We start from the raw sequence: 24,418 nt of genomic DNA on the forward strand, positions 1-24,418 counted from the left end.
CGAGAATGGACGGGCACCCATTGTCTCACTGCCCCCAGGCCCCGAGGAGCCCCCGTGCCACTGCCCGACCCGAGGTCGCCCGCCGGGCGCCGCGTCCTGCTCGCCGCGGCCGCCGTGCTCCTCGCGGTGCTCGCCGTGGTCTGGTACGGCTGGAGCACCACGGCCGGGCAGGTGCGACCCACCGTGACGGGCTACCGGGTCGAGTCCGACACCCTCGTGCGGGTCGGCTACGACCTCGTCCGGCCGGAGGGCACGGCGGTCACCTGCCGGGTCGCCGGTCTGGACTCCCGCAAGGGGCGGGTCGGCGTCGTCGAGGACCGCGTCCCGGCGCAGGGCCCGGCCGTCGTCCACCGCACCGTCGAGGTGCGCACGAGCGCCCGCGCGGTCACCGGCGTCGTCGAGTCCTGCACCCGCGTCACGGGCGGCTGAGCGGCTCGGGGATGTGACCTGCGGGCCCGCCGTTGCTAGACTGTCGGCTTCACGTTCGGGTCCGGTCCGACGAGAGCGCCGAGAAGAGGCGGTCGGCCCGGGCCCGTTGCCGTAGCACCCGCGGCGCAGCCCGCGAGGGTCCGGCGCGAGACGAACGACCCAGGAGCTGATCATCCATGACCGAGACGAGCACCCACCAGAGCTACCTCACCCAGGCTGCCTACGACCGTCTCAAGGACGAGCTCGACGAGCTCTCGGGCCCGGGTCGCACCGAGATCGCCAAGCGGATCGAGGCGGCCCGCGAGGAGGGTGACCTGCGCGAGAACGGCGGCTACCACGCCGCCAAGGAGGAGCAGGGCAAGATGGAGGCCCGCATCCGCCAGCTGACCCAGCTACTCGAGAACGCGATCATCGGCGAGACGCCCGAGGACGACGGGGTCGTCGAGCCGGGGATGATCGTCACCGTCGAGATGTTCGGCGACGAGGAGCAGTTCCTCCTCGGCTCGCGCGAGATCAACGACTCCTCGATGCAGGTCTTCTCCGAGAAGTCGCCGATCGGCAGTGCCGTCAACGGCCACTCGGTCGGTGACACCGTCTCCTACGAGGCCCCCTCGGGCAAGCAGATCGAGGTCACGATCGTCGCCGCGGTGCCCTACACCGGCTGACTCTCCGCCCGTCCCCCTCTCCCCCCTCCCCCTGAAGGTTCCGGCAGCCGGAGAGAACATTCAGCCACCGGCCCCTTCTACCCGACCGCTCACTGAAGGTTCCGGCAGCCGGAGAGAACATTCAGCCGGCGGCGAGGGTCGTCACCAGGGCGCGGGCCCGCGGAGGGTCGGCCTCGGCGAGCAGACCGGCCGCGAAGAGCACGTAGTCACGGTCGAGGACCACGTCGGCCTCGTGCGGCACCCGCCAGCCGCCGGCGTGGTCGGCGAGCGCGGCACCGAGGACGCGGTCCGCGACCCCGTCCGGTGCGTGGCGCAGGACCCCGCCGGACCCCACGAGCAGGCCGACGTCCGCGAGGGGCCTCGCCCGCTCACCCGGCCCGGGGCGCCCGTGCCGCCGCACCGCCACGGTGACCGCCGCGGTGGCCAGGGCCTCCTCGGCCGCCCACTGCGTGGCTCCCCGGGAGACGTGCGCGGGGTCGCCGGCCATCCGCGCCGCATGCTCGGCGACACCGGGCGCGAGCGCGAGACCCTCGCGCCCGGCCGCCTCCACCACCCCCTGCGCGCTCCAGCGCATCCCGAGGTCGGCCTCGACGGTGCGGGCGTGCCACATCGTGCCGACGACCTCGCGGCGCAGCGCGGCGTCCTCGCCCTGCGGGTGCAGGACGGAGTAGACGTCGGTCGTCGCGCCGCCGACGTCGACGCCGAGCACGTCCCGGCCCAGGACCTCGGCGAGCAGCTCGACCCCCCGCAGGACCGCGTCGGGGGTCGCCGCGGCGACGAGCTCGGCGAAGCCACGGCCCCGGGAGAGGCCCTTGCCACCGATGACGTGCCGGAGGAACACCTCCCGGATCGCGGCCCGTGCCCCGCCCGGCTCGACCCGACCGATCTGCGGCAGCACGTTGGCGGCGAGCACGTGCCGGCGGCCCGTGGCCGCCAGCTCCTCGCGGACCGCGCCCGCGGCGTCCCGGTTCCCGGCGACGACGACGGGAGCGGCGAGCCGGGCCCGCGCCAGCCGGTGGGCGTTGTGGACGAGCACGTCGGCGTTGCCCCCGTCGGTTCCGCCCACGAGCAGCACGACGTCCGGGCAGGCCGCCCGCAGGGCGCCGACGTCGGGGCCCGCCAGCGGACCGGAGGCGACGTGGACGACCCGGGCGCCGGCCGAGAGACCGACCCGGAAGCCGGCCTCCGCGGTGACCTCCCGCTCGTACCCGACGACGGCCAGCCGCAGCCCGCCCCCCGCGCTGGAGCACGCGACGACGCGCCCCGGGGTACCGGCCTCGCCGAGCTCGGCGCGCACGGCGTCGACCCCGTCCATGACGTCCGAGCCCACCGTCGTGGGGTGCGACGCCCTCCCGAGCACCTCCCCGCCGTCACCGACGAGGAGGGCCTTGGTGAAGGTCGAGCCGACGTCGACGCACAGGACCGCACCCACGGCGCGAGCGCTCAGGTGAGCCGGTCGAGCGCCTGGCGCAGGTCGGCGACCAGGTCCTCGACGTCCTCGATGCCGACCGACAGGCGCACGAGGTCGCCCGGCACCTCGAGCTCGGTGCCCGCGACGGAGGCGTGCGTCATCCGGCCCGGGTGCTCGATGAGGGACTCGACGCCGCCGAGGGACTCCCCGAGCGTCCACACCTGCGTCTCCGCGCACACCTTGGCCGCGACGTCCTCGCCGCCACGCACCCGGAAAGCGACCATCCCGCCGAAGCGCCTCATCTGGCGGGCGGCGACGTCGTGGTTCGGGTGCTCCGGCAGACCCGGGTAGTGCACTGCCGTGACGCCCGGGTGCGACTGCAGGAAGTCGACGACGGCCTCGGCGTTGTCGCAGTGCCGCTCCATCCGGACCGCGAGCGTCTTCAGGCCGCGCAGCACGAGCCAGGCGTCGAACGGACCGGCCACGGCACCCATCGAGTTCTGGTGGAAGGCAACGCGCTCCGAGACGCTCTCCCCGTCGCGAGTCGTGGCTCCCGGAGCGACGACGACGGCCCCACCGACGACGTCGCTGTGCCCGCCGCAGTACTTCGTCGTCGAGTGGACGACGACGTCGGCGCCGAGCGCGATGGGGCTCTGCAGGTAGGGCGAGGCGAAGGTGTTGTCGACGACGAGCAGCGCGCCCGCCTCGTGCGTGAGCGCGGCGATCGCCTCGACGTCGGCGATGCCGAGCAGCGGGTTGGTCGGGGTCTCGACCCACACCATCCGGGTCTGCGGGCGTAGGGCGGCGCGCACCGACTCGACGTCGGCGACCCGCGCGACGGAGTGCGAGACACCCCACGGCTCGAGGACCCGCTTGAACAGCCGGTAGGTGCCGCCGTAGGCGTCCGAGGGCACGACGACATGGTCGCCCGGCGACAGCAGCGCCCGCAGCACGGTGTCCTCACCGGCCAGGCCGCTGGCGAACGCGAACCCCCGCTCGCCTCCCTCGAGCGCCGCGACGCACTCCTCGAGCGCGGTCCGGGTCGGGTTGGCCGAGCGCGAGTACTCGTAGCCGCCGCGCAGGCCGCCCACCCCGTCCTGCTTGTACGTGCTCACCTGGTGGATGGGCGGCACGACGGCACCGGTCGTGGCATCGGGCTCCTGCCCCGCGTGGATGGCGCGGGAGGAGAAGCCGAGGTTGTCGAGGGTCATGCCCTCGAGGGTAGGCGCTGCGGCCTGGGGGTCACCCCAGAGGCTTGTGCCACTCCCGCAGGTACCCGCTGGCGCGGTACCCCTGCGCGGCGTTGACGGCGAGCATGTGGGTGTTCTCGACCGCGTTCCACGTGCGGACGCGCCGCACCTCGGGCAGCTCCTGGACCACGGCCGCGAGCGCGGCGGCCTTGAGGGCGAGCCCCAGCCCGCGCCCCCGGTGCTCGCGCAGCACGAGGGTGTCCTGCTGGTAGGCGAGGGCGGGTGCGCCGCGGGGCACCTGGAGCGCGGTGTAGCCGACGAGCCGGCCCGAGCGCAGGTCGCGCGCGAAGGAGGCGACGACGCGGCGCCCCATGGCCCCGGCGCGCTCGTCCTCGCCGCGCACCCGCTCCTCGTCCCAGGCCTCCTCGCCGAGCTCGAGGTCCCCGAGCGGGGTGTCGGTAGACATCCGCCGGGCGAGGACGGCCCGGTCGGCGAGGTCGGCGTCGGGCATCGCGTCGACGTGGGTCTCCACCCGGTACCCGGACGGGGCCGACGGCGCGCTCCCGGTGGCGGTGGCCACGTCCAGGTCGGACCGGAGGACGGTCTGCGCCGCCAGGTAGCCGTGGGCCAGCGCGAACGGTGCGTGCCCGTCGTCGTCGCGCCCGCCCGACCACCGTGTCTCGGTGTAGGCGGTCGTGCGTCCTGCGGCCCGGGCCTGCTCCTCGGCCCACGCCAGCAGCGCACCGCCGTCGCCCCGGCGCCGGTGGGCGGGGTGCACGGCCAGGACGAGCATCGCCGCGTGCTGGTTGTCGAGCAGCGGCAGGACCAGCCCCGCGGCGCCGACGGGGTCGCCGTCGACGGTCGCGAGCACCTGCAGCCGCCGAGCGGTCGTGTCGCCCTCGAGGCCACGCAGCTCCTGTGCCGTCCACGCGTCGTGGTCCTCGCCCTCGTCGTGGCGGGCGGCGTCCGCGAGCACTCCCGCCCACGCGTCGAATCGGTTCGCGGCGGTGGGGTCGATGTCGAGTCCGGAGACGGGGACGAGCTCGGGCATGCGGAACACCGTGCCAGCGGTCGCCGTTGCACACCACATGCTTTTCGGCTCCCGCACGACGACCACCCTGCCGACCCGTGAGGAGGCCCTGCCGGGCCGCGACCACCGGGTCTTCCCGGTCCCGGTGACCCACGAGGTGCTGGGGACCCCGCTCGAGGGTCCGTGGCCCGACGGCACCGAGGTCATGTACGTGGCCATGGGCTGCTTCTGGGGCGTCGAGCGCATCTTCTGGCAGCTGCCCGGCGTGGTGACCACCGCCGCCGGCTACATGGGCGGCTACACCCCGAACCCCACGTACGAGGAGACGTGCACCGGCCGCACCGGGCATGCGGAGACCGTCCTCGTGGCCTACGACCCGGCCCGGACCTCACCGGAGCTGCTGCTCAAGGCCTTCTGGGAGAACCACGACCCGACCCAGGGCAACCGGCAGGGCAACGACCTCGGCACGGCCTACCGCTCGGCGGTCTTCACGACGACCCCGGGGCAGGCAGCCGCGGCCGAGGCGACCCGGCATGCCTTCCAGGAGGTGCTCACCCGGGCCGGACGCGGCAGCGTGACGACGACCATCGCGCCCGCCGAGGTGGCCGGGCCGTTCTGGTACGCCGAGGACTACCACCAGCAGTACCTCCACAAGAACCCCGGCGGCTACTGCAACCACGGCCCGAACGGGCTGACCTGCCCGGTGGGGGTCGCCGACCTCCCGGCGCAGACCGACGTCGCGCCCCCCGCGTGAGCTGACTGCGGCCGCGGGTCAGGCCCGCGGGGCCACCGCCGCCTCCTGACCGTCGACGCTCCCGGGGTCCGCCGAGGACTGCGCCATCGAGTCGAGCAGCTCGTGGCCGAGCTCCTCGGCGGTCTCCTCGACCGTCTCGTGGTGGGCGCTCTCCCGCAGCGGGAGCGCCGGGATGGCGAGCGTGGCGAGCAGGACGAGCGCGACGACCGGCAGCCCGACGAGGAAGACCTCGTGCAGCTGCTCGGCCAGCCCCTGGCGCACCGCGTCGGCCACGGCGGGCGGAAGCTGCGCGAGCGCCGACGGGTCGAGCACCGAGCCCGCGCTGGCCGACCCCTCCGGCAGGGCGCCCGAGACGCCGGCAGGCAGGTGGGCGGCGATGGCGGCCCCGAGGCCGCTGGTGAGGATGGTGCCGAAGACGGCGATGCCCACCGTGGACCCGACGTTGCGGAAGAACTGGCTCGACGCCGTCGCCACCCCGAGGTCACGGCGCTCGGCGGCGTTCTGCACGACGAGGGTGAACTGCTGCATCGCCATCCCGATGCCGAGCCCGAGCACGACCATCGCGAGGGTCAGCTGGGTCTGGGTGGACTCCCAGGTGAGGCGCGTCAGCAGCCAGAGACCGGCACCCATGACGACGATGCCGGTGGCCATGAACGGCTTGTACACCCCGGTCCGGGTGATGAGCAGCCCGGTGACGATCCCCATGACGATGAAGCCGAGCATGAGCGGCGCGAGGATGAGACCGGAGTTGGTGGCGTCGACCCCGAGCACCCCCTGGGCGTAGACGGGGATGTAGATGATGGCCCCGAACATCACCATCGCCAGGCCGAAGCTCGCGAGGTTGGCCGCGGAGAAGACCCGGGAGCGGAAGAGCCGCAGCGGGATCACCGGCTCCGGCGCGCGCCGCTCGGCGAGCACGAACGCGACGAGGCCGACGGCCCCGAGCGCGTAGAGGCCGATGATGACCCCCGAGCCCCACGCGTAGGTCGTGCCACCCCAGGAGGTCGCGAGCAGGATGGCGACGAGGGCCACGGCGAGCGTGCCGATGCCGAGCGAGTCGACCTGCGCCTCGCGCCGCTGCTGGGGCAGGTGGAGGAAGCGGGCGATGACCGCCGTGGCGAGCACGCCGACGGGGATCGCCGCGAAGAACAGCCAGCGCCAGCCCCAGTGGTCGGTGATGAACCCCCCGGCGAGCGGGCCGGCGACCGAGGTCACCCCGAACACGGCACCCATGTAGCCCTGGTACTTGCCCCGCTGCCGCGGCGGGATGATGTCGCCGATGATGGTCTGGGACAGCGGCATCACCGTGCCCATGCCGAGGCCCTGGATGGCGCGGGCCGCGACGAGCACCCAGAAGGACTGGGCGAGACCCGCGGTGAGCGAGCCGAGCATGAAGACACCGAGCCCCGCGAGGTAGAACCCGCGTCGCCCGTAGAGATCGGAGAGCTTCCCGACGATCGGGACCGTGATCGCCGAGACGAGCATCGCGGCGGTCGCGACCCAGCTGTAGTGGTCCATGCCCCCGAGCTCGGAGACGATGCGCGGCATCGCCGGTCCGACGATGGTCTGGCTGATCGAGGCGACGAGCATGCCGAGCATCAGCCCGACGAACACGCGCGAGGCCTCCGGGCTGAGCCGGTACGGCTCGGAGGGAGCGGCGGTCGAGGTCATGTGGTGGTCCTTTCGGCGTCGTGCGCGGTGCGCGCGAGGGAGGTCTGCAGGCGTCCGAGGAGCTCGGCGAGGGAGCGGCGGTCGGCCTCGTCCCAGCCCTCCAGCGCGGTGGCCACGAGGCGCTCGCGCTGGGCGCGACCGGCGGCGAGCACGTCGCGCCCACTCGTGGTCAGGGCGATCTGCTGGGCGCGTCCGTCGCTGGGGTCCGGCTGCCGGGCGAGCAGCCCGCGCTCGACGAGCCCGCTCACCCGCCGGCTCGTCGTCGACTGGTCGAGCCCCCCGGCCTCGGCGAGCTCGCAGGCCCGCGCCGGCCCGTGCTTCCCCGCGAGGGCGAGCAGGGTGTAGTCGCCGCGCGTCACCGGGCTGTCGGGGAGGTGGCTGCGGACGACCAGCGCGAAAAGCCTCGAGAGGTGCTCCGTGACGAGTGCGTCCGCGTTTGTTTGCATGCTGCAAACATATGTGAATGTTGCACTGACTGCAAGTTGTGCCCGCATACTGGTGCCATGGCGAGCACCGCGACCGGGGGCCTCCCCGAGGCCTCCCTGCGCGAGCGCAAGAAGGCCACCACCCGGGCCAACCTCCACCTGGCCGCGGTCCGGCTGGCGCTCGAGCGAGGCACCGAGGCGATGACGGTCGAGGAGGTCGCCGCCGCCGCCGGGGTCTCACCGCGCACCTTCTTCAACTACTACGAGACCAAGGAGGACGCCCTCGTCGGTGCCGACCCCGGGCGCGCCGGCCGGGTGCGCGAGGCGGTCCTCGCGCGGCCGTCGGGCGAGCCGGTGGACCGGGCGGTGCGGACCGTCCTCCTCGAGCACGTGCGCGGGCTCGAGGCCGACCCGCAGCTGTGGCGGATGCGCCGTGAGCTCGCCGCGCGCTCCCCCGCCCTCGCGGCGCGCATCGCCGGCGCCGGCGACCAGCTCGAGACGGTGCTCGTCGAGGCCGCCTACGGACGCACCGGGAGCGACCCGGCCCTCGACCTCGAGACCGGCCTCACCGCCCGGGTGGCCATGGCCGCCGTCCGCGCCGCCTTCCACCAGCACCGGGCGGCCGGGTTCGTCGGCTCCCTGGCCGCGCGCGCCGAGGCCGCCCTCGACGCGGTCGGCGTGGGCTCAGCGGGCTGACAGCGCCGGCCGGCCGGCCACGTCCTCCTCCTCCACGGCGCTCGCCGGGACGAGCGGGACGCCGCGACGGGCGAACACGACGCGGCGCTGGGCCACGAAGGACACCGCGACGAGCGCGAGCTCGGTGAGGAGCTTCCCGAGGAGCAGGGGCAGCCCGAGCCCGGCGACGAGGGCCTCCATGAGCGCCCAGTTGGCGACCAGCAGGGCCGCGACGAGGACGGCGTACCGACGCGCCGCCCCGGGGGGAGACCCTGCACGCCCGAACACCAGCCGCCGGTTCGTCGCGAAGTTCAGGGCCGCCGAGGTCACGCGGGCTCCGACGACGGCCACGAGCAGGCTGCCGGTCAGGGCGTGCAGCAGGACGAGCAGCACCCAGTCGACGGTCGCGGCGACGAGCCCGGAGGCGGCGAAGCGGGCGAGCTGGCGGTAGATCCGCACCCCGTCGCGCATCGGGCGGAAGTGGGAGGAGGCGTTGTCCTCGAGGTAGACGGTGGCGATGGGGACCTCGGTCACGGGCACGCCGTCGGCCTCGGCCCGCAGCAGCTGCTCGAGCTCGTACTCGTAGCGGTCCCCTGCCACGCCGAGCGCCCAGGGCAGCAGTGCGGCCGGCAGGCCGCGCAGCCCGGTCTGGGTGTCGCGCACGTCGTGGCCGGTCGCCGCCCGGAAGAGCACCCGGGTGAGCCCGTTGCCGAGGCGGGAGCGCCAGGGCACGTGGGCGTCGAGGCCGCGGGTCCCGAGCACGAGCCCCTCGGCCCCGCGGGAGAGGCACCGGGCCACGCGCAGCACGTCCTCGGGCCGGTGCTGCCCGTCGGCGTCGACGCAGACCACCGCCTCCCCCGGCCGGTGCTCGAGGGCCCAGCGGAACCCGGTCCGCAGCGCCCGGCCCTTGCCCCGGTTGAGGCAGTGGTGCACCACGGTCGCACCCGCCTCCTCGGCGCCGGCGAGCGCGTCCGCGCCGACCGGCCCGCTGCCGTCGTCGACGACGAGCACCTCCAGCGCCGGCGCTGCGACTCGCAGGTCGCGCACGAGCGCGGGCAGCCGCTGGTCCGGTTCGTAGGCGGGGACGACGACGAGCACGGCGGCCTCCTCACGCCGGTACGTAGAGGATGTCGGAGGTGCCCCGCTCCTCGCCCCGGCCGAGGGGGTTGTTGACGAGCCCGCCGTCGAAGACCATCGCCGAGGACCCGCCGCCGTCGAGGTTGTAGGCCACCTGGGCCCCGTGGTCGACGAAGATCTGGGCGAACTCGCTCATCCCCACACCCCGGCTGTACCCGGTGGACCGGCCGTCGGCGACGACGACGAGGACGTGACCGGTGTCGACCAGGCCGATGCCGGTGCGCGGCTGCTCACCCTGGACGGAGTGGTTGCCGAGGTTGGTGTCCACCTCGACGGAGTCGATGCCGTCGAGCACCGCGCCGTCGTCGACGAGCCCGGGGCCGAAGGAGAGGGTGTGCCAGACCCCGTCGGCGACGAGGCGGTCGGCGCTCGTGGCGGTCTCGTCGTAGAGGCGCATCGTGCCGTCGCGGTACCAGGCGAGACCCTGGCGTGCTCCCGCGTCGCGGTAGGCGACGCCGTTGCGCACGACGATGCCGGTGTCGCGGAACCCGTAGTAGTCGCCGTTGACGGCCCAGACCGCGCCGACGGTGGACGCGATGGCGCTCGGGACCTCGATGATGTTGCGCCCGAACTCGTCGTCGGCGAAGGCCGACCGCAGCGCCGTGGCATCCTCGAGGACCAGGTCCGCGGTGAAGTACACGAGCCGGTCCGCACCGCTGCCGAGGACCGTGCGCTGGACCTGCACGCTGGCCACGTCGCTCGTGTACGTCGTGCCCGACACCGTGCCGCCCGTGGTCGTGACGCCGGTCCCACCGCCGACGCTGGCCTCGTAGGCGCTCGCGTCCTCCACCTCGACGTGGTCGACGACGTACCGGTCGAGCGCCCAGCCCGCACCCGTCGCCGCCAGTGCCAGCGCACCCAGCCCGCCGCCCAGCACGGCCCGACGGGCGACGTGCCCACGGGCCCGGCTCGCAGGTGGGGGGAGAACCTCGGTATGGGTGCCAAGAGTCGTCGGCGGGCTTCCGGTCATGGCAGCACGGTGCAACGTGCCTCTGTGACAACCCTGTCCGCAGTGCCTGAGCCTCCGGTGAGCCGCCCGGCACTTTCGCTGGAACGCAACATCGTTGTCCCGCAACCCGATGACTCAGACCCGTCATCGACCTGTCACAGGAAGTGCACAGGAGGCGATGGCTCGATGGTGGACGTCATCATCCCTCGCCGATTCCGGGAGTCCCTCGTGAGCACCCTCGCCGTCTACGCCGCGAACGTCGCGGCCATCGCCCTGCTCGTCTTCGCCCTCTACGTCCCACGACACGGGCGACGCGACCTCGTCGTGGCCTACCTCGGGGTGAACATCGGGGTGATGGCGGTCGCGTCCGCGCTCCTGGACAGCGCGGTCGGGGCGGGGCTCGGGCTCGGGCTGTTCGGCGTGCTGTCGATCATCCGGCTGCGCTCGGAGGAGCTGGCCCAGCACGAGGTCGCCTACTACTTCAGCGCCCTCGCGCTCGGCCTGCTCAGCGGGCTCGCCGTCGGCCCGGTCTGGCTGCCGGTCGCGCTCATGGGTCTCATCGTCGCGGCGATGTGGGTGGGCGACAACCCGCGCCTGCTGCCCCGTCACCGCCGGCGGGTCGTCGTCCTCGACCGTGCCTACGACGACGAGCACGACGTCGTCCGCGTCCTTCAGGAGCGGCTCGGTGCACCGGTGCTCGGCATCACCGTCGCCAAGGTGGACCACGTCAACGACTCGACGACCGTCGAGGTGCGCTACCGGGCCCCCGAGCCCCGTCCGGACGACCTCGCGCCGCAGGGCGCCCGGTCCGAGCAGGCGGTCCTGGCGTCATGAGGACCCTCTCGCCCAGCGCGCTCGCGGCACTGCCCCCGATCGGGCTCGAGGAGCTCGTCGCCTCGAGCGAGCTGCTCACCCGGGTCGACCGCAAGTACGCGCTCGACCGCTCCGCGGCCGAGCTGCTCCTCGACCTCGCCCCGACCGGGACCCGCGTGCTGACCATCGACGACCGCCGCGGGTTCGGGTACACGACAACCTACCTGGACACCCCCGACCTGCTCACCTACCAGCTCGCCGCCCGACGCCGCCGGCGCCGCTTCAAGGTCCGGACCCGCCGCTACGACACGAGCGGCACCGGCTACCTCGAGGTGAAGACCCGGGACGGCTCGCGCACCGTCAAGACGCGCCTCGACGGCGACCACCTCCTCGAGGGGCGCCTGGACGCCGAGGGCGCCGGCTTCGTGCGCGGCGCCCTGACGGCGGCCGGAGTCTCCGACCGGTACGTCACCGAGCTGCGGCCGACCCTCGACATCCACTACCACCGCAGCACCCTGCAGCTCGCCGACGAGGGCTCCCGCGTGACGCTCGACACCGGCCTGCGCTGGGAGGCGGCCGACGGAACCGTCCTGGAACGCCCCGACCTCGTCGTCGTCGAGACCAAGTCGACCGGCCGGGCGTGCTCGGTCGACCGGCTGCTGTGGTCGCTCGGGCACCGCCCCGGGCGGATCAGCAAGTACGCCACCGGGCTCGCGGCACTCGACGCCGCGCTGCCCGCCAACCGCTGGACGCGCACCCTGCGCGACCACTTCTGACCCTGCAAGGAGTCACCCCATGAAGCTCACGAAGGTCCGAGCCGCCGTCGCCGCGGCCCTGGTGGCCGCCACCCTGGCCGGGTGCAGCGCCGCCGACGCCGTCACCGGCGCGACGGTGTCCGACAGCAGCGCCACGACGAGTACCGCGAGCACCGCGAGCGCCGAGGCCGGCGCGTCCGTCGAGGACGTCCTCGCCGACAACCAGGAGTCCCACGCGGACGCCGACGACGCCGACGTCGACCTCACCGACGCGGTGACCGTGACCCTCTCCGGCACGAGCGCCACCGCCTCGGGCGACGGCGTCACCGTCGACGGGTCGACGGTGACCGTCACCGCGCCCGGCACCTACGTCCTCACCGGGACCCTGCAGGGCCAGGTCGTCGTCGACTCCGACGTCGAGGGCACCGTGCAGCTCGTCCTCGACGACGCGGACATCACCTCCTCGTCCGGGCCGGCCGTCTCGGTGACGACCGCCGACGAGGTCGTCGTCGTGCTCGCCGACGGCTCGGACAACTCCCTCGAGGACGGCTCGGACTACGGTCAGGAGAGCGGCACCCCGAACGCCGCCCTGTACTCGACGGCCGACCTGACGATCGGCGGGACCGGCTCGCTGACCGTCACGGGCAACAGCAACGACGGCATCGGGACCACCGACGGCCTCGTCATCCTCTCGGGCACCGTCACCGTCACCGCCGTCGACGACGCCATCCGGGGCAAGGACTACATCCGGGTCGAGGGAGGCACCGTCACCGCGACCGGGGGCGGGGACGCCCTGAAGTCCGACAACGGCGAGGACGCCGACCGCGGCTACGTCGCCATCCTCGCAGGGACGCTCTCGCTGACCGCCGGGGACGACGGCGTGAGCGCCGCCACCGACGCGGTCGTCGGCGGCGGGACGACGACGATCGCCGCACAGGGCGACGGGATCCACGGCGACGTGAGCGCCACCGTCGGCGGCGGGACGACGACGGTCACCGAGTCGGGCGAAGGGCTCGAGGGCGCCGTCGTCACCATCTCCGGCGGGACCATCGACATCACGAGCTCCGACGACGGCGTCAACGCCTCCGACGGCTCCGGGCAGACCATGGGCGGCGGTCCCGGTGGCGGGGACTCTTCCTCCGACGGCGTGTCGCTGACCGTGAGCGGCGGCACCGTCGTCGTCGACGCCGAGGGCGACGGGCTCGACTCGAACGGGTCGATGACCATCTCCGGCGGCACGGTCGTCGTCAGCGGGCCCACGGGCAGCGGCAACGGGGCCCTGGACACCAACGGCACCTTCGAGATCACCGGGGGCACCCTGGTCGCCGCCGGCTCCTCGGGGATGGCCGAGGCACCCTCGACGGACTCCTCCCAGGGGTGGCTCCAGGCGTCGTTCGACTCGGGCTACGCCGCAGGCACGGTCATCCAGGTCGTCCGGGACGGGGAGGTCCTCGCGTCCTTCACCGCCTCGAAGGTCTTCAGCAACCTCGTCTTCTCCTCGGCCGACGTCACGGCCGGCGAGACCTACGAGATCTGGGTCGACGGGAGCCCGGCCGGAGAGGCGACCGCGGGCCTCGCCCTCGGCGGCAGCACCGACGGCGGGACCCAGCTGGGCACCGTGACCGCCGGCGAGAGCAGCGGCGGCCAGGGCGGCCCGGGTCAGGGCGGTGGCCCGGGCAGCTGAGCACGGCAGCGCCGGTCAGCGACGGCGCCGCCACCACGGGCGTCGGGGCTGCGCCGCCGGCGGCGGGTCGGGGCGCACCGGGCGGGTGGCCGCCCGGAGCGCCCGCCACTGCCCGAGGAGGTCCTCGACGTCGACCGTCGGCGCGAGCAGCTGGGGCATCCCCGGGTCCGGCGGCCGCAGCCGGTCGCGGCGCACCCGGGCGTTGTAGTCCTCCAGCACCGCGCGCACCGACTCCTCCCCGGCGAGCTCGACGAGGGACGCCGGGAAGGTGGCGGCCTCCTTGCGCAGCGCGACGGCGGGGGGCAGGGCGCCGGTGAAGTCGAGCTGCTCGCGGACGGCCAGCCGGCGCACCCACCACATCGGGTCGTCGGCGTCACCGAGGTCGAGCGGCCTGCCGGCGCCGGGCAGGTCGTCGAACTCGCCCCGCTCCTGGGCCTCGCGGATGGCCCGCTCGACCGGGGACTCGGGGCCGGATGGCTGCACCGCCCCAGTCTCGCGCACGGCGGCCCTGCGCGCCCGGGCTCGGTGCGCGGACGGTGCGTCAGCAGCTGCGGTGGCCGGCGCCGAGCCGGCTCCAGCGGCAGGTGTCGACGGTCTTGCCGGCCCGGTTCTTCAGGACGGCGGTGTCACCGGTGTTGTTCCACACGTACCAGGTGAGACCGAAGTAGCGGTCCTTGGCCGTCGCGCGCCCCTTGCCGCTGTGAACCAGGACGCTGCGCCCGGCCCGCAGGGTGAAGGCGGGGAAGCGGAAGGTGTGGCCGGTGCGGTCGCGCAGCGTCCAGCCGGTGAGCGAGCGGGCCGAGCGCGAGCGGTTGGTGATCTTCACGTACTCGGCGTTGACGCTCTTGTTCCCCCCGCGGTCGGCGCCCGGGGAGTCGTAGCGCACCGCCGAGATGACGACCGGGCTCCCGGCGTCGGCGGGCGCGGTGACCGCGAGGCCGCCGGCGAGCATCAGGCTGAGGGCGGCGGTGCCGCGGAGGGTGGTGCGCACGGTCTGTTCCCCTTGGTCGTGCCGGGCGGCCCGGGCGGGGCCACCGCGACTCTAGCTCCCGAGCGCTCCCCGCCGCCGGCGTTTGCGAAGGTCAGGCGGCTGCCGGGCGCGGAGACGCTTTCAGTCGGCGAGGAAGGAGAGCAGGTCGGCCCGGGTCAGGACGCCGACGGGCTTGCCGTCCTCGACGACGAGGACCGCGTCCGAGGCCTCGAGCTCGCGCCGTGCGGTGGTCACCGGCTCCCCGGCACCCACGAGGGGCAGCCCGGGGCCCATGTGCCGCTCGACGGGGTCGGCCAGGTGCGCCGAGCCGGTGAACAGTGCCTGGAGCAGGTCCCGCTCCGAGACCGCGCCGGCGACCTCGCCGGAGACCACGGGCGGCTCGGCCTTGACGACGGGCATCTGCGAGACGCCGTACTCGCGCAGGATGTCGATGGCGTCGCGCAGGGTCTCGTTGGGGTGGGTGTGGACGAGGGCGGGCAGGTCACCGGCCTTGGCGCGCAGCACGTCACCGACGGTCCGCTCCCCCTCGGCGCGCATGAACCCGTAGGAGGCCATCCACTCGTCGTTGAAGATCTTCGAGAGGTAGCCCCGCCCGGAGTCCGGCAGCAGCACGACGACGACCGCGTCGTCGGGCAGGTCCTCGGCCACCCGCAGCGCGGCGACGACGGCCATGCCGCACGAGCCGCCGACGAGCAGGCCCTCCTCGCGGGCCAGGCGCCGCGTCATCGCGAAGGAGTCGGCGTCCGAGACCGCGACGACGTCGTCGACCTGGGAGGGGTCGTAGGCCGCCGGCCAGAAGTCCTCGCCGACCCCCTCGACGAGGTAGGGCCGTCCCGAGCCACCGCTGTAGACCGAGCCCTCGGGGTCGGCGGCGACGACGCGCACCCGGCCCGAGGGGCGCTGCGCGCTCACCTCGCGCAGGAAGCGCCCGGCTCCGCTGATCGTGCCGCCCGTGCCGGCGCCGGTGACGAAGTGGGTGACCCGCCCGTCGGTGTCGCGCCAGATCTCGGGCCCGGTGGTCTCGTAGTGCGAGAGCGGGCCGTTGGGGTTGGAGTACTGGTCGGGCTTCCAGGCCTTCGGGGTGTCGCGCACGAGCCGGTCCGAGACCGAGTAGTAGGAGTCGGGGTGCTCCGGGGAGACCGCCGTCGGGCAGACGACGACCTCGGCGCCGTAGGCCCGCAGGACGTCGCGCTTGTCCTCGCTCACCTTGTCGGGGCACACGAAGATGCACGAGTAGCCCTTGCGCTGGGCCACGAGCGCCAGGCCGACCCCTGTGTTCCCCGAGGTCGGCTCGACGATGACGCCGCCGGGCTGGAGCTCGCCCGAGGCCTCGGCGGCCTCGACCATCTTCAGCGCGATGCGGTCCTTGACCGAGCCGCCGGGGTTGAAGTACTCGACCTTGGCCAGGACGGTGGCGCCGATACCCTCGGTGACCGAGGTCAGCTGGACGAGGGGGGTGTCCCCGACGAGGTCGGCGATGTGCTCGGCGTACTTCACGCGCGCCATCCTGTCACGCCGCCGACCGCCGCCCCCCGCCTCGGGTTTCCCACCGGGTGCGGGAGACCTCCGGGCCCGCCCGCACGGAACCCCCGGTCGGCCCCCGGCGTTACCGTGGACGTCCGGGTACGGGAGGAGGACACCGCATGGGACGCGCTCGCAGGGCACGCAAGATCGCCGCCACGGCCGCCTACGGGGGCGGTGGGCTCGCCGCGGCCGGGGCGGCCCTCGGCATGCTCGGCTACGGGGTCATCAAGACCGAGGCGGCGCTGGCCCGCCGGGTCATCGGCACCCCCTTCGACGACTCCCCACAGGACGACGGCAGCTACGGCACCGGCAGCGGGCGCCCGTGGGAGCTCGTCGTGCTCGGCGACTCCTCGGCGGCCGGGATGGGGGCCGACCATCCCCACGAGACCGTCGGGGCGATCGTGGCCAACGGCGTCTCGGCGCTCACCGGGCGGCCGGTCCGGCTCACCAACCGGGCGGTCGTCGGCGCCGAGTCCGGCGACCTGGAGCGCCAGCTGGCCAACGCCCTCGAGGAGGTCGTGCGGCCCGACGTCGTCCTCGTCATGGTGGGCACGAACGACGTCACGCACCGGATCGAGCGCACCGCCGCCGTCCACCACCTCGAGCAGACCGTTCGCCGGGTGCGCGCCCTCGGCAGCGAGGTCGTCGTCGGCACCTGCCCCGACCTCGGGGCGATCGCCCCGATCCGGCAGCCGCTGCGTGCGCTCATGAAGCGCTGGTCGCGCGACCTCGCGGCCGCCCAGACCGTCGCCGTGGTCGAGGCCGGAGGTCGCACCGTGTCGCTCGGCGACCTCCTCGGCCCGGAGTTCGCGGCCTCCCCGCAGGTGATGTTCAGCCGCGACCGCTTCCATCCCTCGCCCGCGGGCTACGCGCGGGCCGCCGCGGTCCTGCTCCCGAGCGTCTGCGCGGCCCTGGGCGTCTGGGGCACCGACACCGACGACCGCGCGCCCGAGCCGCGGCGCGGTGAGGGTGTGGGGCCGGTCGCCGTCGCCGCCGGGCAGGCCGTGCGCGCCGCCGGCACCGAGGTCAGCCCGACCGAGCTCGGCGGGCAGTCCCGCGGTCCTCGCGGACGCTGGGCGATGCTGCTGCGCCGTCGCCCCGACACCGTCCCCCCGGCGGCCGACCCGTCACCGAGCGGCGCCGCACCGGACGCCGCGGCGCCGGCGGAGCAGGACGAGGGGGCCTCGTCGGCGGACGACGGCGGCGCGTCGGCCACCCGCTGAGGCGGGCGGCGGCGGGTCAGTCCTCAGGGACGACGGCGTCGAGCTCGACCTCGACGAGCCAGCGCTCGTCGAGCAGCCCCGCCACCCGCACCATCGTGCTCGCCGGGCGCACCGCCCCGAAGATCTCGCCGTGCACGGCCGAGACGGCGTCGACGACGTCGAGGTCGGTGATGTAGTGCCGGGTGCGGATGACGTCCTCGGCCGTGCCGCCGAGCTCGGCGAGCGCGCCGAGGGCGATCTCCCAGCACCGTCGGGTCTGCTGACCCGGGTCGAGGCTCACCTGGCCTCCCTCACCGATGGGGGCCGTCCCGGAGACGGCGATGTGCTGGCCGACGCGGACCGCGCGGGAGAACCCGACGCTGCCCTCGTACGGCGACCCGGACGACGCGGCGCTGCGTGTGGTGCCCATACCCTCATCATGTCCCTCGGCCCGCATCGGCACGAGACCCCGAGCCGCCGGGAGACCGACGCCACACGGCGCCCGCCGGCGGCACCACGTACCCTGGGCACCACCTGGTGAGCGAGCGCTTAGCGACCGCCCGCCGCCCCGACCGAGGAGGACCACCCGTGACCGAGGCCGTCATCGTCGCCACCGCCCGCACGCCGATCGGGCGGGCCTTCAAGGGCTCGCTCAAGGACGTGCGCCCCGACGACCTGTCCGTCCAGGTGGTCCGCGGCCTTCTCGACCAGCTGCCGGCCCTGGACCCGACGACGGTCGACGACCTCTACTGGGGCTGCGCGGAGCCGAGCTTCAAGCACGGCTCGAACCTCGCGCGGGTCGTCGCCGTCCTCGCCGGGATGGACCACCTGCCCGCCGCGACGGTCAACCGGTTCTGTGCGAGCTCGACGCAGACGATGCGGATGGCCTTCCACGCCATCCGGGCCGGCGAGGGCGACGTCTTCATCGCCGGTGGCGTCGAGTGCGTGAGCCAGTACGAGAGCTTCACCGGCGCCGGGGGCAGCACCGGGGAGGCCCAGAACCCCCGCTTCGCCGAGGCCGCCCAGCGCACGGCGCAGCAGGCCGCGGCGAACCTGCCGTGGAGCGACCCGCGCGAGGAGGGCCAGCTGCCCGACGTCTACCTGGCGATGGGCCAGACGGCCGAGAACGTGGCCTCACTGCGCGGGGTCTCGCGCGAGCGCCAGGACGAGTGGGGCGTCACGAGCCAGAACCGGGCGGAGCGGGCGATCGCCGACGGCTTCTTCGAGCGTGAGATCCTGCCGGTCACCCTTCAGGACGGCTCGGTGGTCTCCCGCGACGACGGGCCGCGCGCCGGTGTCACCCTCGAGGGCGTGCGCGCGCTGCAGCCGGTCTTCCGCGAGGGCGGCACCGTAACCGCCGGCAACTGCTGCCCGCTCAACGACGGCGCCTCGGGCGTCGTGGTCATGAGCGACACCCGGGCCCGGGCCCTCGGCATCACCCCGCTCGCCCGGATCGTCTCGACCGGCGTCTCGGCGCTCTCCCCGGAGATCATGGGGCTCGGCCCGGTCGAGGCCTCCCGCCAGGCCCTGGACCGCGCGGGCCTGGGGGTGGAGGACCTCGACCTCTACGAGATCAACGAGGCGTTCGCGGCGCAGGTCCTCCCGAGCGCCGACGACCTCGGGATGGACCTCGAGCGGCTCAACGTGCACGGTGGCGCGATCGCGCTCGGGCACCCGTTCGGCTCGACGGGCACGCGGATCATGACGACGTTGCTCAACGGCCTGCGCAGCCGTGACGGGCACTTCGGGCTGGAGACGATGTGCGTCGGCGGCGGCCAGGGCATGGCGATCGTCGTCGAGCGGCTCTCCTGAGGAGGCACCCCGGCCGGCGGGCCGGCGGGCCGGGCCGTGCACGCCCGTGGGCTCACGGCAGGGCGCGCCGCAGCCCGGTGAGCTCCTCCTCGAGCCCCGGGGCGGCCCCGGCGGCGTAGGCGTCCCAGACAACGACGCACAGCTGGTCCACGAGAGCCGCGGGGCCGAGGTCGGGCACCGTCGCCGCGGGCTCGGTGGCCGCGGCGACCCGCTCCACGAGCGCCCGCACCGCCGGGGCGGCCGCCTGCGCGGCGGGCAGCGGGAGCTGCGACCAGCGGCGACGGATGCGCTCGAGCTCGCTGCGCGCCGGCGCGGGGACCGGGTCCGCCGACGAGGGCGCCTCGGTCACTCCCGCAGCCGGGCGAACAGGCGCAGGAACTCGATGTAGAGCCACACGATCGTGACGATGAGACCGTGGGCGAGCAGCCACGAGTACTTCTGCGGTGCCCCGGTGCGGATCGCGTAGTCGATGGCGTCGAAGTCGAGCGCGAGGCTGAAGGCGGCCAGGCCGACGGCGAAGATCGAGATGGCGATGCCGAGCCCACCGGTTCCGCCGAAGCCGAAGGGGGTGTCGGTGAAGACCGCGAACAGCACGTTGACGACCGCGAAGACCGCGTAGCCCATGATCGCCATCGTCATGATCCGCCGGAACTTCGCAGTGACCTTGATCAGGCCCAGGCGGTAGGCGAGGAACATCCCGGCGAACGTCGAGACCGTGGCGAGCACGGCGCTGGGCACAACGCCCTCCCAGCCCTCGACGCTGTTGAAGAACTGGCTGACGGCGCCGACGAAGAGCCCTTCGACGACGGCGTAGGTGACGATGAGCGGCACGCTGAGCGTCTTCTTGAACGCGATGACCAGGCCGAGGACGAGGGTGGCGACCATCCCGCCCATCCACACCATGAGGCCGAGGCTCTGGTCGGCGGCGGCGACGGCCCAGCCGACGGCGCCGAAGCCGACGACGAGCGCGAAGAGCCCGAGGGTCTTCATCACGACGTCGTCCATCGTCACCGGGCGCTCGGTGCCGCTGCGCACCGCGGAGGGCGCGTTGTACAGGTCCTGGAGCTGCTGGGCGCTCATCTGGTCGGCCGTCGCGTGCGACGCGCCGGCGCCGTCGCCGGTGCGGAAGCCGGCGTAGCCGCCGCGGGCGTCCTTCGAGAGCCGGTTGAATGCCGGGTTGTTGGCCATCGGTCCTCCGTGATGGTCGTGGCGGTGGCGGTCACCGTCGTCGTCACCACCCTAGACGTGCGGCGCCCCGGCTGAGTTCCCGCTGAGAACCCGGCCCCGAGTCGCGGACGCCGGTGGTCGCCGAGGACCGCGCACGGTTGACCGTCGGGGCGGAGCGCCCCCGACGGGAGTCGAACCCGCACCTGGAGCGCTTTTAAGGCGCCTGCCTCTGCCGGTTGGGCCACGGGGGCGGGCACACCGTAGCGCGGGCCGGGCCCCCGGCGGGCACCCACCGGGTGGCCCTGGCCCTACGGGGAGGGGGTCGAGGCGGCCGCCGAGCGCTCAGGCTCGGACGGCGTGGGGGCCGGGCCCGGCTCGACGGGCAGCGGAGCCAGGACCAGCGGTGGCGTCCAGCCGTCCTCGCCGGCCGCCCACGGGTCCTGGTCACCGACGACGAGCGGGAACACGTCGGTCTCGACGTCCGGCGACCCGTCCGGCTTGCGCGGCACCTCCTCGCCCGAGAGGTCGAAGAACGACGGGTCGACGAAGACTCCCTGGCCGCTCTGGTCGAGGATGCGCGCCCGGTCCACCCGGTGACCGTCGGCGTCGTAGACGAACAGGTCGAGCACCGGTTCGCCGTCGCGCGCGAGGCCGGTGACCGAGGACGACTCGGTCTCGACGTAGGTGAGCTGCGGATGCGTCGCCACCCAGAGGACGGGGGCGACGGCGACCGCCGCCACGAGGTTCGCGAGGAGGACCACGCCCGGCAGCGGACCACTCCGCCAGCCCCGGGAGGCCCGACCGACCCCGTAGGACAGCACGGCACCGACCACCCCGGCGAACACCGGGTGTCGCGTCCCCGCCATGGCCAGCAGGACCCAGCCCAGGGTGAACCCCCGGGCGATCCACCACGTGGCACGCAGCTCGGGCAGCCAGGCCCAGCGCTCGAGGATGCCGGCCCGCAGCCGCTCGAGGTCCCGGCGGAGCTCCGCGACGTGCCCCGGGGGCCGCGGGGCGGTGGCCCGCGGCGGCAGCCCCGCGGCCGCGCGCAGCTCGGCTGCGTACTCCTCCGGCTCCCCGAGCACCTCGCCGAGCCGGCCGCCCCCCTCGGCGGCCCGCTCGGCGAGGTCGGCCTCCATCCCGAAGGTCAGCTCGTCGACGTCCTCCGCGGGCAGGTCGCCGAGCCACGAGCGCACGGCGAGGATGTAGGCATGGACGTCGGCCGCCCGGGGGTCGGCCATCGGCGCGGTGGGCGTGCTCACGAGGCCACCTCCGCCGCGCGCACCAGTGAGTCCATCGTGCCGACGAACGCCTTCCACGTCGTGGCCTGGGTGTCGAGCATGTGCCGTCCCTCCGCGTTGATGCCGTAGTACTTCCGGTGCGGCCCCTCCTCGGACGGCACGACGTAGGAGGTCAGCGCTCCCGCGGCGAACAGCCGCCGCAGCGTGCCGTAGACCGAGGCGTCGCCCACCTCCTCCAGCCCCGCCTCCCGCAGCCGGCGCACGATGTCGTAGCCGTAGCCGTCCTCGTGGGCCACCACCGCGAGCACGGCGAGGTCGAGGACCCCTTTGACGAGCTGTGTGCCGTCCATGACCACCTCCGAGTTCCTGTGCTGTGCACAGTACTCTGTATGGCGTAGTACTTCACCAAGGACGGCACCGGCGTGTCCGGCACCTCTACCGTGGGCTGATGCATCGCAGCCGCATCGGGGTCGTCCTGCTCGACCATCCCGCGAGCACCTACGAGGCCGCCGCCGCGTTCTGGGCGGCAGCCACCGGCAGCGAGCGCTCGCCGGGTGGCGGCCCGCCGGAGGCGGACCCCTACGAGCCGCTCGAGGCGATGGGCGGTGGCGTCCACCTGGAGCTCCAGCGCACCGGACCAGGCACTCCCCCGCGGGTGCACGTCGACATCGAGACCGACGACGTCGAGGCCGAGGTGGCCCGGCTCACCGCGCTCGGGGCGCGGGTGACCAGGCAGCATGCGGGCTGGGTGGTGCTCGCCGACCCCGGGGGCATGCCGTTCTGTGTCGTCCCGGTGCAGACCGGCGCCGCCTTCGAGGGGCAGGCCCGCACCTGGGGCTGACCTCGCGGCAGTCCGGCCTCAGCCGGCCACCGAGAGGGCGATGCCGTCGAGGATGTCGTGCTCGCTGGTGACGACACGCACGCCCGGCGAGCGGACCGCCACCCGGCCGAGCACCTCGTACCACACGAGCGCCCCGGCACCGATGACGTCGACCCGCCCCGGGTGCATGTACGGGAGCGCCGCCCGCTGCTCGCGTGACATCGCGAGGAGGGACCGGCAGGCTCCGCGGTGCGCCTCGAGCGGCACCTGGGCCAGGTGGATGGCGTCCCGGTCGTAGCGGTCGAGGCCGAGCGCGTGCGCCGTCACCGTCGTCACCGAGCCGGCAAGCCCGACGACGGCGGACAGCCCCCCGAGGTGCACGACCTCCTCGGCCTGCTCGAGGGCACGGGCGACGTCGGCCCGCGCCGCCACGATCTCCTCCTGCGTCGGGGGGTCGTGCTCGAGATGGCGCTCGGTGATGCGCACGCAGCCGACGTCGACCGAGCGGGCCGCCTCGACCCGCTCGGTGCCGCGCACGAGCTCGGTCGAGCCGCCGCCGAGGTCGACCACGAGGTAGGGGCCCTCGACGCCCGCGGCCGGCAGGTCCCCGGTGGCGCCGGCGAAGGACAGCCGGGCCTCGACGTCGCCGGGGACCACCTCCGGGGCCACGTCGAGCTCGCCGAAGGCCTCGCGCACCCCGGCGACGAAGTCGTCGGCGTTGCGAGCGTCACGCGAGGCGGAGGTGGCCACGAAGCGTGCGGTCTCGACGCCGTGCTCGCGGCACAGCGCCGCGTACTCCCGGGCCGCGGCCAGCGTGCGCTCCATGGCCTCGGGGGCGATCACCCCCGTGCGGTCGATGCCCTGCCCGAGCCGGACGACCTCCATCCGGCGCACGACGTCGGTGAGCCGGCCGTCCGATCCCACGTCGGCCACGAGCAGACGGATCGAGTTCGTGCCGCAGTCGACCGCACCGACCCGTTGGCTCACCTGCCCTCCTCCTCGTCGCCGGCTGCCTCGGCACACGGGTGCCGCTGCCACCAGGGGTCGAGCATCTCCAGCACCTCGTCGCCGAGCGGGTTGACCCCCGGTCCCGCCGCCAGCGAGTGCGCGACGAGGACGTGCAGGCACTTCACCCGGGTGGGCATGCCCCCGGCCGAGACCCCGGAGATCTCCGGGACCTCGCCGAGCTCGGCCCGCCGCGTCAGGTAGTCCTCGTGCGCGGCCGCGTAGGCCCGGCGCAGCGGCTCCTCCTCCTCGAGACGGGCGGACATCCGGGCCATCACCCCGCGGCTCTCCACCGTGGAGACCGCACCGGTGAGCCGGGGGCAGGTCGCGTAGAAGCTCGTCGGGAAGGGCGTGCCGTCGGGCAGGCGCGGCTCGGTCCGCACCACGTCCGGCTCGCCGCACGGGCACCGGTGGGCGACCTCGACGACGCCGCGCGGCTCCCGCCCGAGCTGGCGGGCCACGGCGGCGAGGTCGGCGGGGGTGGCCGGCCCCGCGCCGGCCGGGCTCACCGCTGGGCCCCGGGGGCGTCCGCGGTGCGCACCGACTGCCACACGCTCTCGTACCAGGGCAAGGTGGAGCGCTCACCGGCGTCGGAGCCGTCGCCCGTGCCGTCCGTCGAGCCGGACTCGGGGTCGAGCACGGTGTACGCGCGCTCCCCCGGGCGCACGAACTTCAGCCGCTGGCGGGCCTGCTGCTCGACGTAGGCGGGGTCGTTCCAGCGCTCGCGCTCGGTGCGCAGAGCCTGCACGTCGGCCTCCTGGGTGGCCACCTTCTCCTGCAGCGCCGCGAGCTCCCCGCGCTGGTGGAGCCAGGCCGCGACCGACGAGGTGAGCAGGACCACGAGGAAGACCCCGATACCCGCCAGCACCGCCGCGCGGCGCACGGTGCGGTTCGAGACGGCACCCCCGACCCGGCCGCGCCACCCCGCCGGGACCCGCCGGACCACCTTGGCGGTCGAGGGAGCCGTCGCCGAGGCCCGGGGGCCGGTCGGCCGGGCGGCCGAGGACCGGGTGCTCGCGGCGCGGGCGCTCCCGGAGCGGCCCGCCGTGGGGCGCGCCGACCCGGCCC

At 74.5% G+C, this 24,418-nt stretch carries 28 protein-coding genes and 1 tRNA gene; 10 read left to right on the forward strand and 19 right to left on the reverse strand.

The annotated features are described in order from the left end of the window. Positions 1-54 precede the first annotated feature (54 nt). Positions 55-429, forward strand: coding sequence for a DUF4307 domain-containing protein (locus tag G8D98_RS13965; protein WP_205859790.1), 375 nt, complete (start codon positions 55-57; stop codon positions 427-429). 176 nt (positions 430-605) lie between these two features. Next, positions 606-1,094 carry a transcription elongation factor GreA gene (greA, locus tag G8D98_RS13970; RefSeq protein WP_166104646.1) on the forward strand — a complete coding sequence of 163 codons (489 nt, stop codon included), beginning with the start codon at positions 606-608 and terminating at the stop codon, positions 1,092-1,094. 121 nt (positions 1,095-1,215) lie between these two features. On the opposite strand, the gene G8D98_RS13975 is transcribed toward greA, so the two are convergent. From G8D98_RS13975 to G8D98_RS13985, 3 genes are read right to left on the reverse strand one after another with little or no spacing between them, the layout of a single operon-like run. Beyond that, entirely contained in the window at positions 1,216-2,526 is a 1,311-nt protein-coding gene (locus G8D98_RS13975) for a glutamate mutase L (RefSeq protein ID WP_187566737.1), read from the reverse strand. Positions 2,527-2,537: 11 nt separating this feature from the next. Further along, positions 2,538-3,716 (reverse strand): cystathionine gamma-synthase, encoded by a 1,179-nt coding sequence (locus G8D98_RS13980; protein WP_166104649.1) that lies wholly within the window; start codon positions 3,714-3,716, stop codon positions 2,538-2,540. 31 nt (positions 3,717-3,747) lie between these two features. Next, on the reverse strand, positions 3,748-4,746 hold the full coding sequence (locus tag G8D98_RS13985; protein WP_166104652.1) for a GNAT family N-acetyltransferase: 999 nt from the start codon (positions 4,744-4,746) through the stop codon (positions 3,748-3,750). A 37-nt stretch (positions 4,747-4,783) separates the two neighbouring features. Here G8D98_RS13985 and msrA point away from each other — a divergent pair, with 37 nt between their 5' ends. Next, positions 4,784-5,479 (forward strand): peptide-methionine (S)-S-oxide reductase MsrA, encoded by a 696-nt coding sequence (msrA, locus tag G8D98_RS13990; RefSeq protein WP_166104655.1) that lies wholly within the window; start codon positions 4,784-4,786, stop codon positions 5,477-5,479. Between the two features lie 18 nt (positions 5,480-5,497). Here msrA and G8D98_RS13995 read toward each other — a convergent pair whose 3' ends face one another. Next, a complete protein-coding gene (locus tag G8D98_RS13995) occupies positions 5,498-7,150 on the reverse strand; it encodes an MDR family MFS transporter (protein ID WP_166104658.1) in 1,653 nt (550 codons plus the stop codon). Then, positions 7,147-7,596, reverse strand: coding sequence for a MarR family winged helix-turn-helix transcriptional regulator (locus tag G8D98_RS14000; RefSeq protein ID WP_166104660.1), 450 nt, complete (start codon positions 7,594-7,596; stop codon positions 7,147-7,149). The genes G8D98_RS13995 and G8D98_RS14000 overlap by 4 nt, the downstream gene beginning before the upstream one ends. A 57-nt stretch (positions 7,597-7,653) precedes the next feature. Here G8D98_RS14000 and G8D98_RS14005 point away from each other — a divergent pair, with 57 nt between their 5' ends. Further along, complete coding sequence (locus G8D98_RS14005) at positions 7,654-8,271, forward strand: TetR/AcrR family transcriptional regulator (RefSeq protein WP_166104663.1); 618 nt, start codon at positions 7,654-7,656, stop codon at positions 8,269-8,271. Here G8D98_RS14005 and G8D98_RS14010 read toward each other — a convergent pair. Together G8D98_RS14010 and G8D98_RS14015 are read right to left on the reverse strand one after the other, a co-directional pair. Beyond that, positions 8,260-9,348, reverse strand: a complete 1,089-nt coding sequence (locus G8D98_RS14010) for a bifunctional glycosyltransferase family 2/GtrA family protein (protein WP_166104666.1) — start codon at positions 9,346-9,348, stop codon at positions 8,260-8,262. The genes G8D98_RS14005 and G8D98_RS14010 overlap by 12 nt on opposite strands. A 10-nt stretch (positions 9,349-9,358) precedes the next feature. Then, the gene (locus tag G8D98_RS14015) at positions 9,359-10,357 is read right to left on the reverse strand and encodes a phosphodiester glycosidase family protein (RefSeq protein WP_166104669.1); all 999 of its coding nucleotides are present in this window, start codon (positions 10,355-10,357) and stop codon (positions 9,359-9,361) included. A 207-nt stretch (positions 10,358-10,564) separates the two neighbouring features. Between G8D98_RS14015 and G8D98_RS14020 the strand changes: the two genes are divergently transcribed. From G8D98_RS14020 to G8D98_RS14030, 3 genes are read left to right on the forward strand one after another with little or no spacing between them, the layout of a single operon-like run. Beyond that, the gene (locus G8D98_RS14020) at positions 10,565-11,170 is read left to right on the forward strand and encodes a DUF4956 domain-containing protein (RefSeq protein ID WP_166104671.1); all 606 of its coding nucleotides are present in this window, start codon (positions 10,565-10,567) and stop codon (positions 11,168-11,170) included. Then, entirely contained in the window at positions 11,167-11,925 is a 759-nt protein-coding gene (locus G8D98_RS14025) for a polyphosphate polymerase domain-containing protein (protein WP_166104674.1), read from the forward strand. The genes G8D98_RS14020 and G8D98_RS14025 overlap by 4 nt, the downstream gene beginning before the upstream one ends. Positions 11,926-11,944: 19 nt before the next feature. Next, positions 11,945-13,588, forward strand: a complete 1,644-nt coding sequence (locus G8D98_RS14030) for a carbohydrate-binding domain-containing protein (RefSeq protein WP_166104677.1) — start codon at positions 11,945-11,947, stop codon at positions 13,586-13,588. Between the two features lie 15 nt (positions 13,589-13,603). Here G8D98_RS14030 and G8D98_RS14035 read toward each other — a convergent pair whose 3' ends face one another. The 3 genes from G8D98_RS14035 to G8D98_RS14045 form a co-directional block, all read right to left on the reverse strand. Beyond that, positions 13,604-14,071, reverse strand: a complete 468-nt coding sequence (locus G8D98_RS14035; protein ID WP_166104679.1) for a DnaJ family domain-containing protein — start codon at positions 14,069-14,071, stop codon at positions 13,604-13,606. A 58-nt stretch (positions 14,072-14,129) separates the two neighbouring features. Further along, entirely contained in the window at positions 14,130-14,579 is a 450-nt protein-coding gene (locus tag G8D98_RS14040; RefSeq protein WP_229661848.1) for a lamin tail domain-containing protein, read from the reverse strand. A 120-nt stretch (positions 14,580-14,699) separates the two neighbouring features. After that, complete coding sequence (locus G8D98_RS14045; protein ID WP_166104681.1) at positions 14,700-16,076, reverse strand: cystathionine beta-synthase; 1,377 nt, start codon at positions 16,074-16,076, stop codon at positions 14,700-14,702. Positions 16,077-16,222: 146 nt separating this feature from the next. Here G8D98_RS14045 and G8D98_RS14050 point away from each other — a divergent pair, with 146 nt between their 5' ends. Continuing rightward, positions 16,223-17,326, forward strand: a complete 1,104-nt coding sequence (locus tag G8D98_RS14050; protein WP_166104685.1) for an SGNH/GDSL hydrolase family protein — start codon at positions 16,223-16,225, stop codon at positions 17,324-17,326. Between the two features lie 16 nt (positions 17,327-17,342). Here G8D98_RS14050 and G8D98_RS14055 read toward each other — a convergent pair whose 3' ends face one another. Beyond that, complete coding sequence (locus G8D98_RS14055; RefSeq protein ID WP_166104687.1) at positions 17,343-17,735, reverse strand: RidA family protein; 393 nt, start codon at positions 17,733-17,735, stop codon at positions 17,343-17,345. A 158-nt stretch (positions 17,736-17,893) separates the two neighbouring features. Here G8D98_RS14055 and G8D98_RS14060 point away from each other — a divergent pair, with 158 nt between their 5' ends. Next, complete coding sequence (locus G8D98_RS14060) at positions 17,894-19,117, forward strand: acetyl-CoA C-acetyltransferase (RefSeq protein ID WP_166104690.1); 1,224 nt, start codon at positions 17,894-17,896, stop codon at positions 19,115-19,117. Positions 19,118-19,169: 52 nt separating this feature from the next. Here G8D98_RS14060 and G8D98_RS14065 read toward each other — a convergent pair whose 3' ends face one another. The 5 genes from G8D98_RS14065 to G8D98_RS14085 all read right to left on the reverse strand — a co-directional run bounded on the left by G8D98_RS14065 (position 19,170) and on the right by G8D98_RS14085 (position 21,875). Continuing rightward, positions 19,170-19,466 (reverse strand): hypothetical protein, encoded by a 297-nt coding sequence (locus tag G8D98_RS14065; RefSeq protein ID WP_166104692.1) that lies wholly within the window; start codon positions 19,464-19,466, stop codon positions 19,170-19,172. After that, the gene (locus G8D98_RS14070) at positions 19,463-20,305 is read right to left on the reverse strand and encodes a Bax inhibitor-1/YccA family protein (RefSeq protein WP_166104695.1); all 843 of its coding nucleotides are present in this window, start codon (positions 20,303-20,305) and stop codon (positions 19,463-19,465) included. The genes G8D98_RS14065 and G8D98_RS14070 overlap by 4 nt, the downstream gene beginning before the upstream one ends. A 155-nt stretch (positions 20,306-20,460) precedes the next feature. Beyond that, positions 20,461-20,535: transfer RNA gene (locus G8D98_RS14075), tRNA-Leu, on the reverse strand. Between the two features lie 57 nt (positions 20,536-20,592). Next, positions 20,593-21,546, reverse strand: coding sequence for a hypothetical protein (locus G8D98_RS14080; protein ID WP_166104697.1), 954 nt, complete (start codon positions 21,544-21,546; stop codon positions 20,593-20,595). Further along, entirely contained in the window at positions 21,543-21,875 is a 333-nt protein-coding gene (locus tag G8D98_RS14085; RefSeq protein WP_166104700.1) for a PadR family transcriptional regulator, read from the reverse strand. The genes G8D98_RS14080 and G8D98_RS14085 overlap by 4 nt, the downstream gene beginning before the upstream one ends. 98 nt (positions 21,876-21,973) lie before the next feature. Between G8D98_RS14085 and G8D98_RS14090 the strand changes: the two genes are divergently transcribed. Further along, positions 21,974-22,366: a VOC family protein gene (locus G8D98_RS14090; RefSeq protein ID WP_205859791.1), complete on the forward strand. Its 393-nt coding sequence runs from the start codon at positions 21,974-21,976 to the stop codon at positions 22,364-22,366. Positions 22,367-22,384: 18 nt separating this feature from the next. Here the strand turns inward: G8D98_RS14090 and G8D98_RS14095 are convergent, their stop codons facing one another. The 3 genes from G8D98_RS14095 to G8D98_RS14105 form a co-directional block, all read right to left on the reverse strand. Next, the gene (locus tag G8D98_RS14095; protein ID WP_166104704.1) at positions 22,385-23,332 is read right to left on the reverse strand and encodes a Ppx/GppA phosphatase family protein; all 948 of its coding nucleotides are present in this window, start codon (positions 23,330-23,332) and stop codon (positions 22,385-22,387) included. Further along, positions 23,329-23,859: a DUF501 domain-containing protein gene (locus tag G8D98_RS14100; protein WP_166104706.1), complete on the reverse strand. Its 531-nt coding sequence runs from the start codon at positions 23,857-23,859 to the stop codon at positions 23,329-23,331. Before G8D98_RS14100 ends, G8D98_RS14095 begins: the two co-directional genes overlap by 4 nt. Continuing rightward, positions 23,856-24,418: FtsB family cell division protein (locus G8D98_RS14105; protein WP_166104709.1), on the reverse strand; the 563-nt coding region annotated here is incomplete at its 5' end. The genes G8D98_RS14100 and G8D98_RS14105, both read right to left, overlap by 4 nt.

The organism is Phycicoccus endophyticus (assembly GCF_011326735.1).
GTDB lineage: Bacteria > Actinomycetota > Actinomycetes > Actinomycetales > Dermatophilaceae > Phycicoccus > Phycicoccus endophyticus.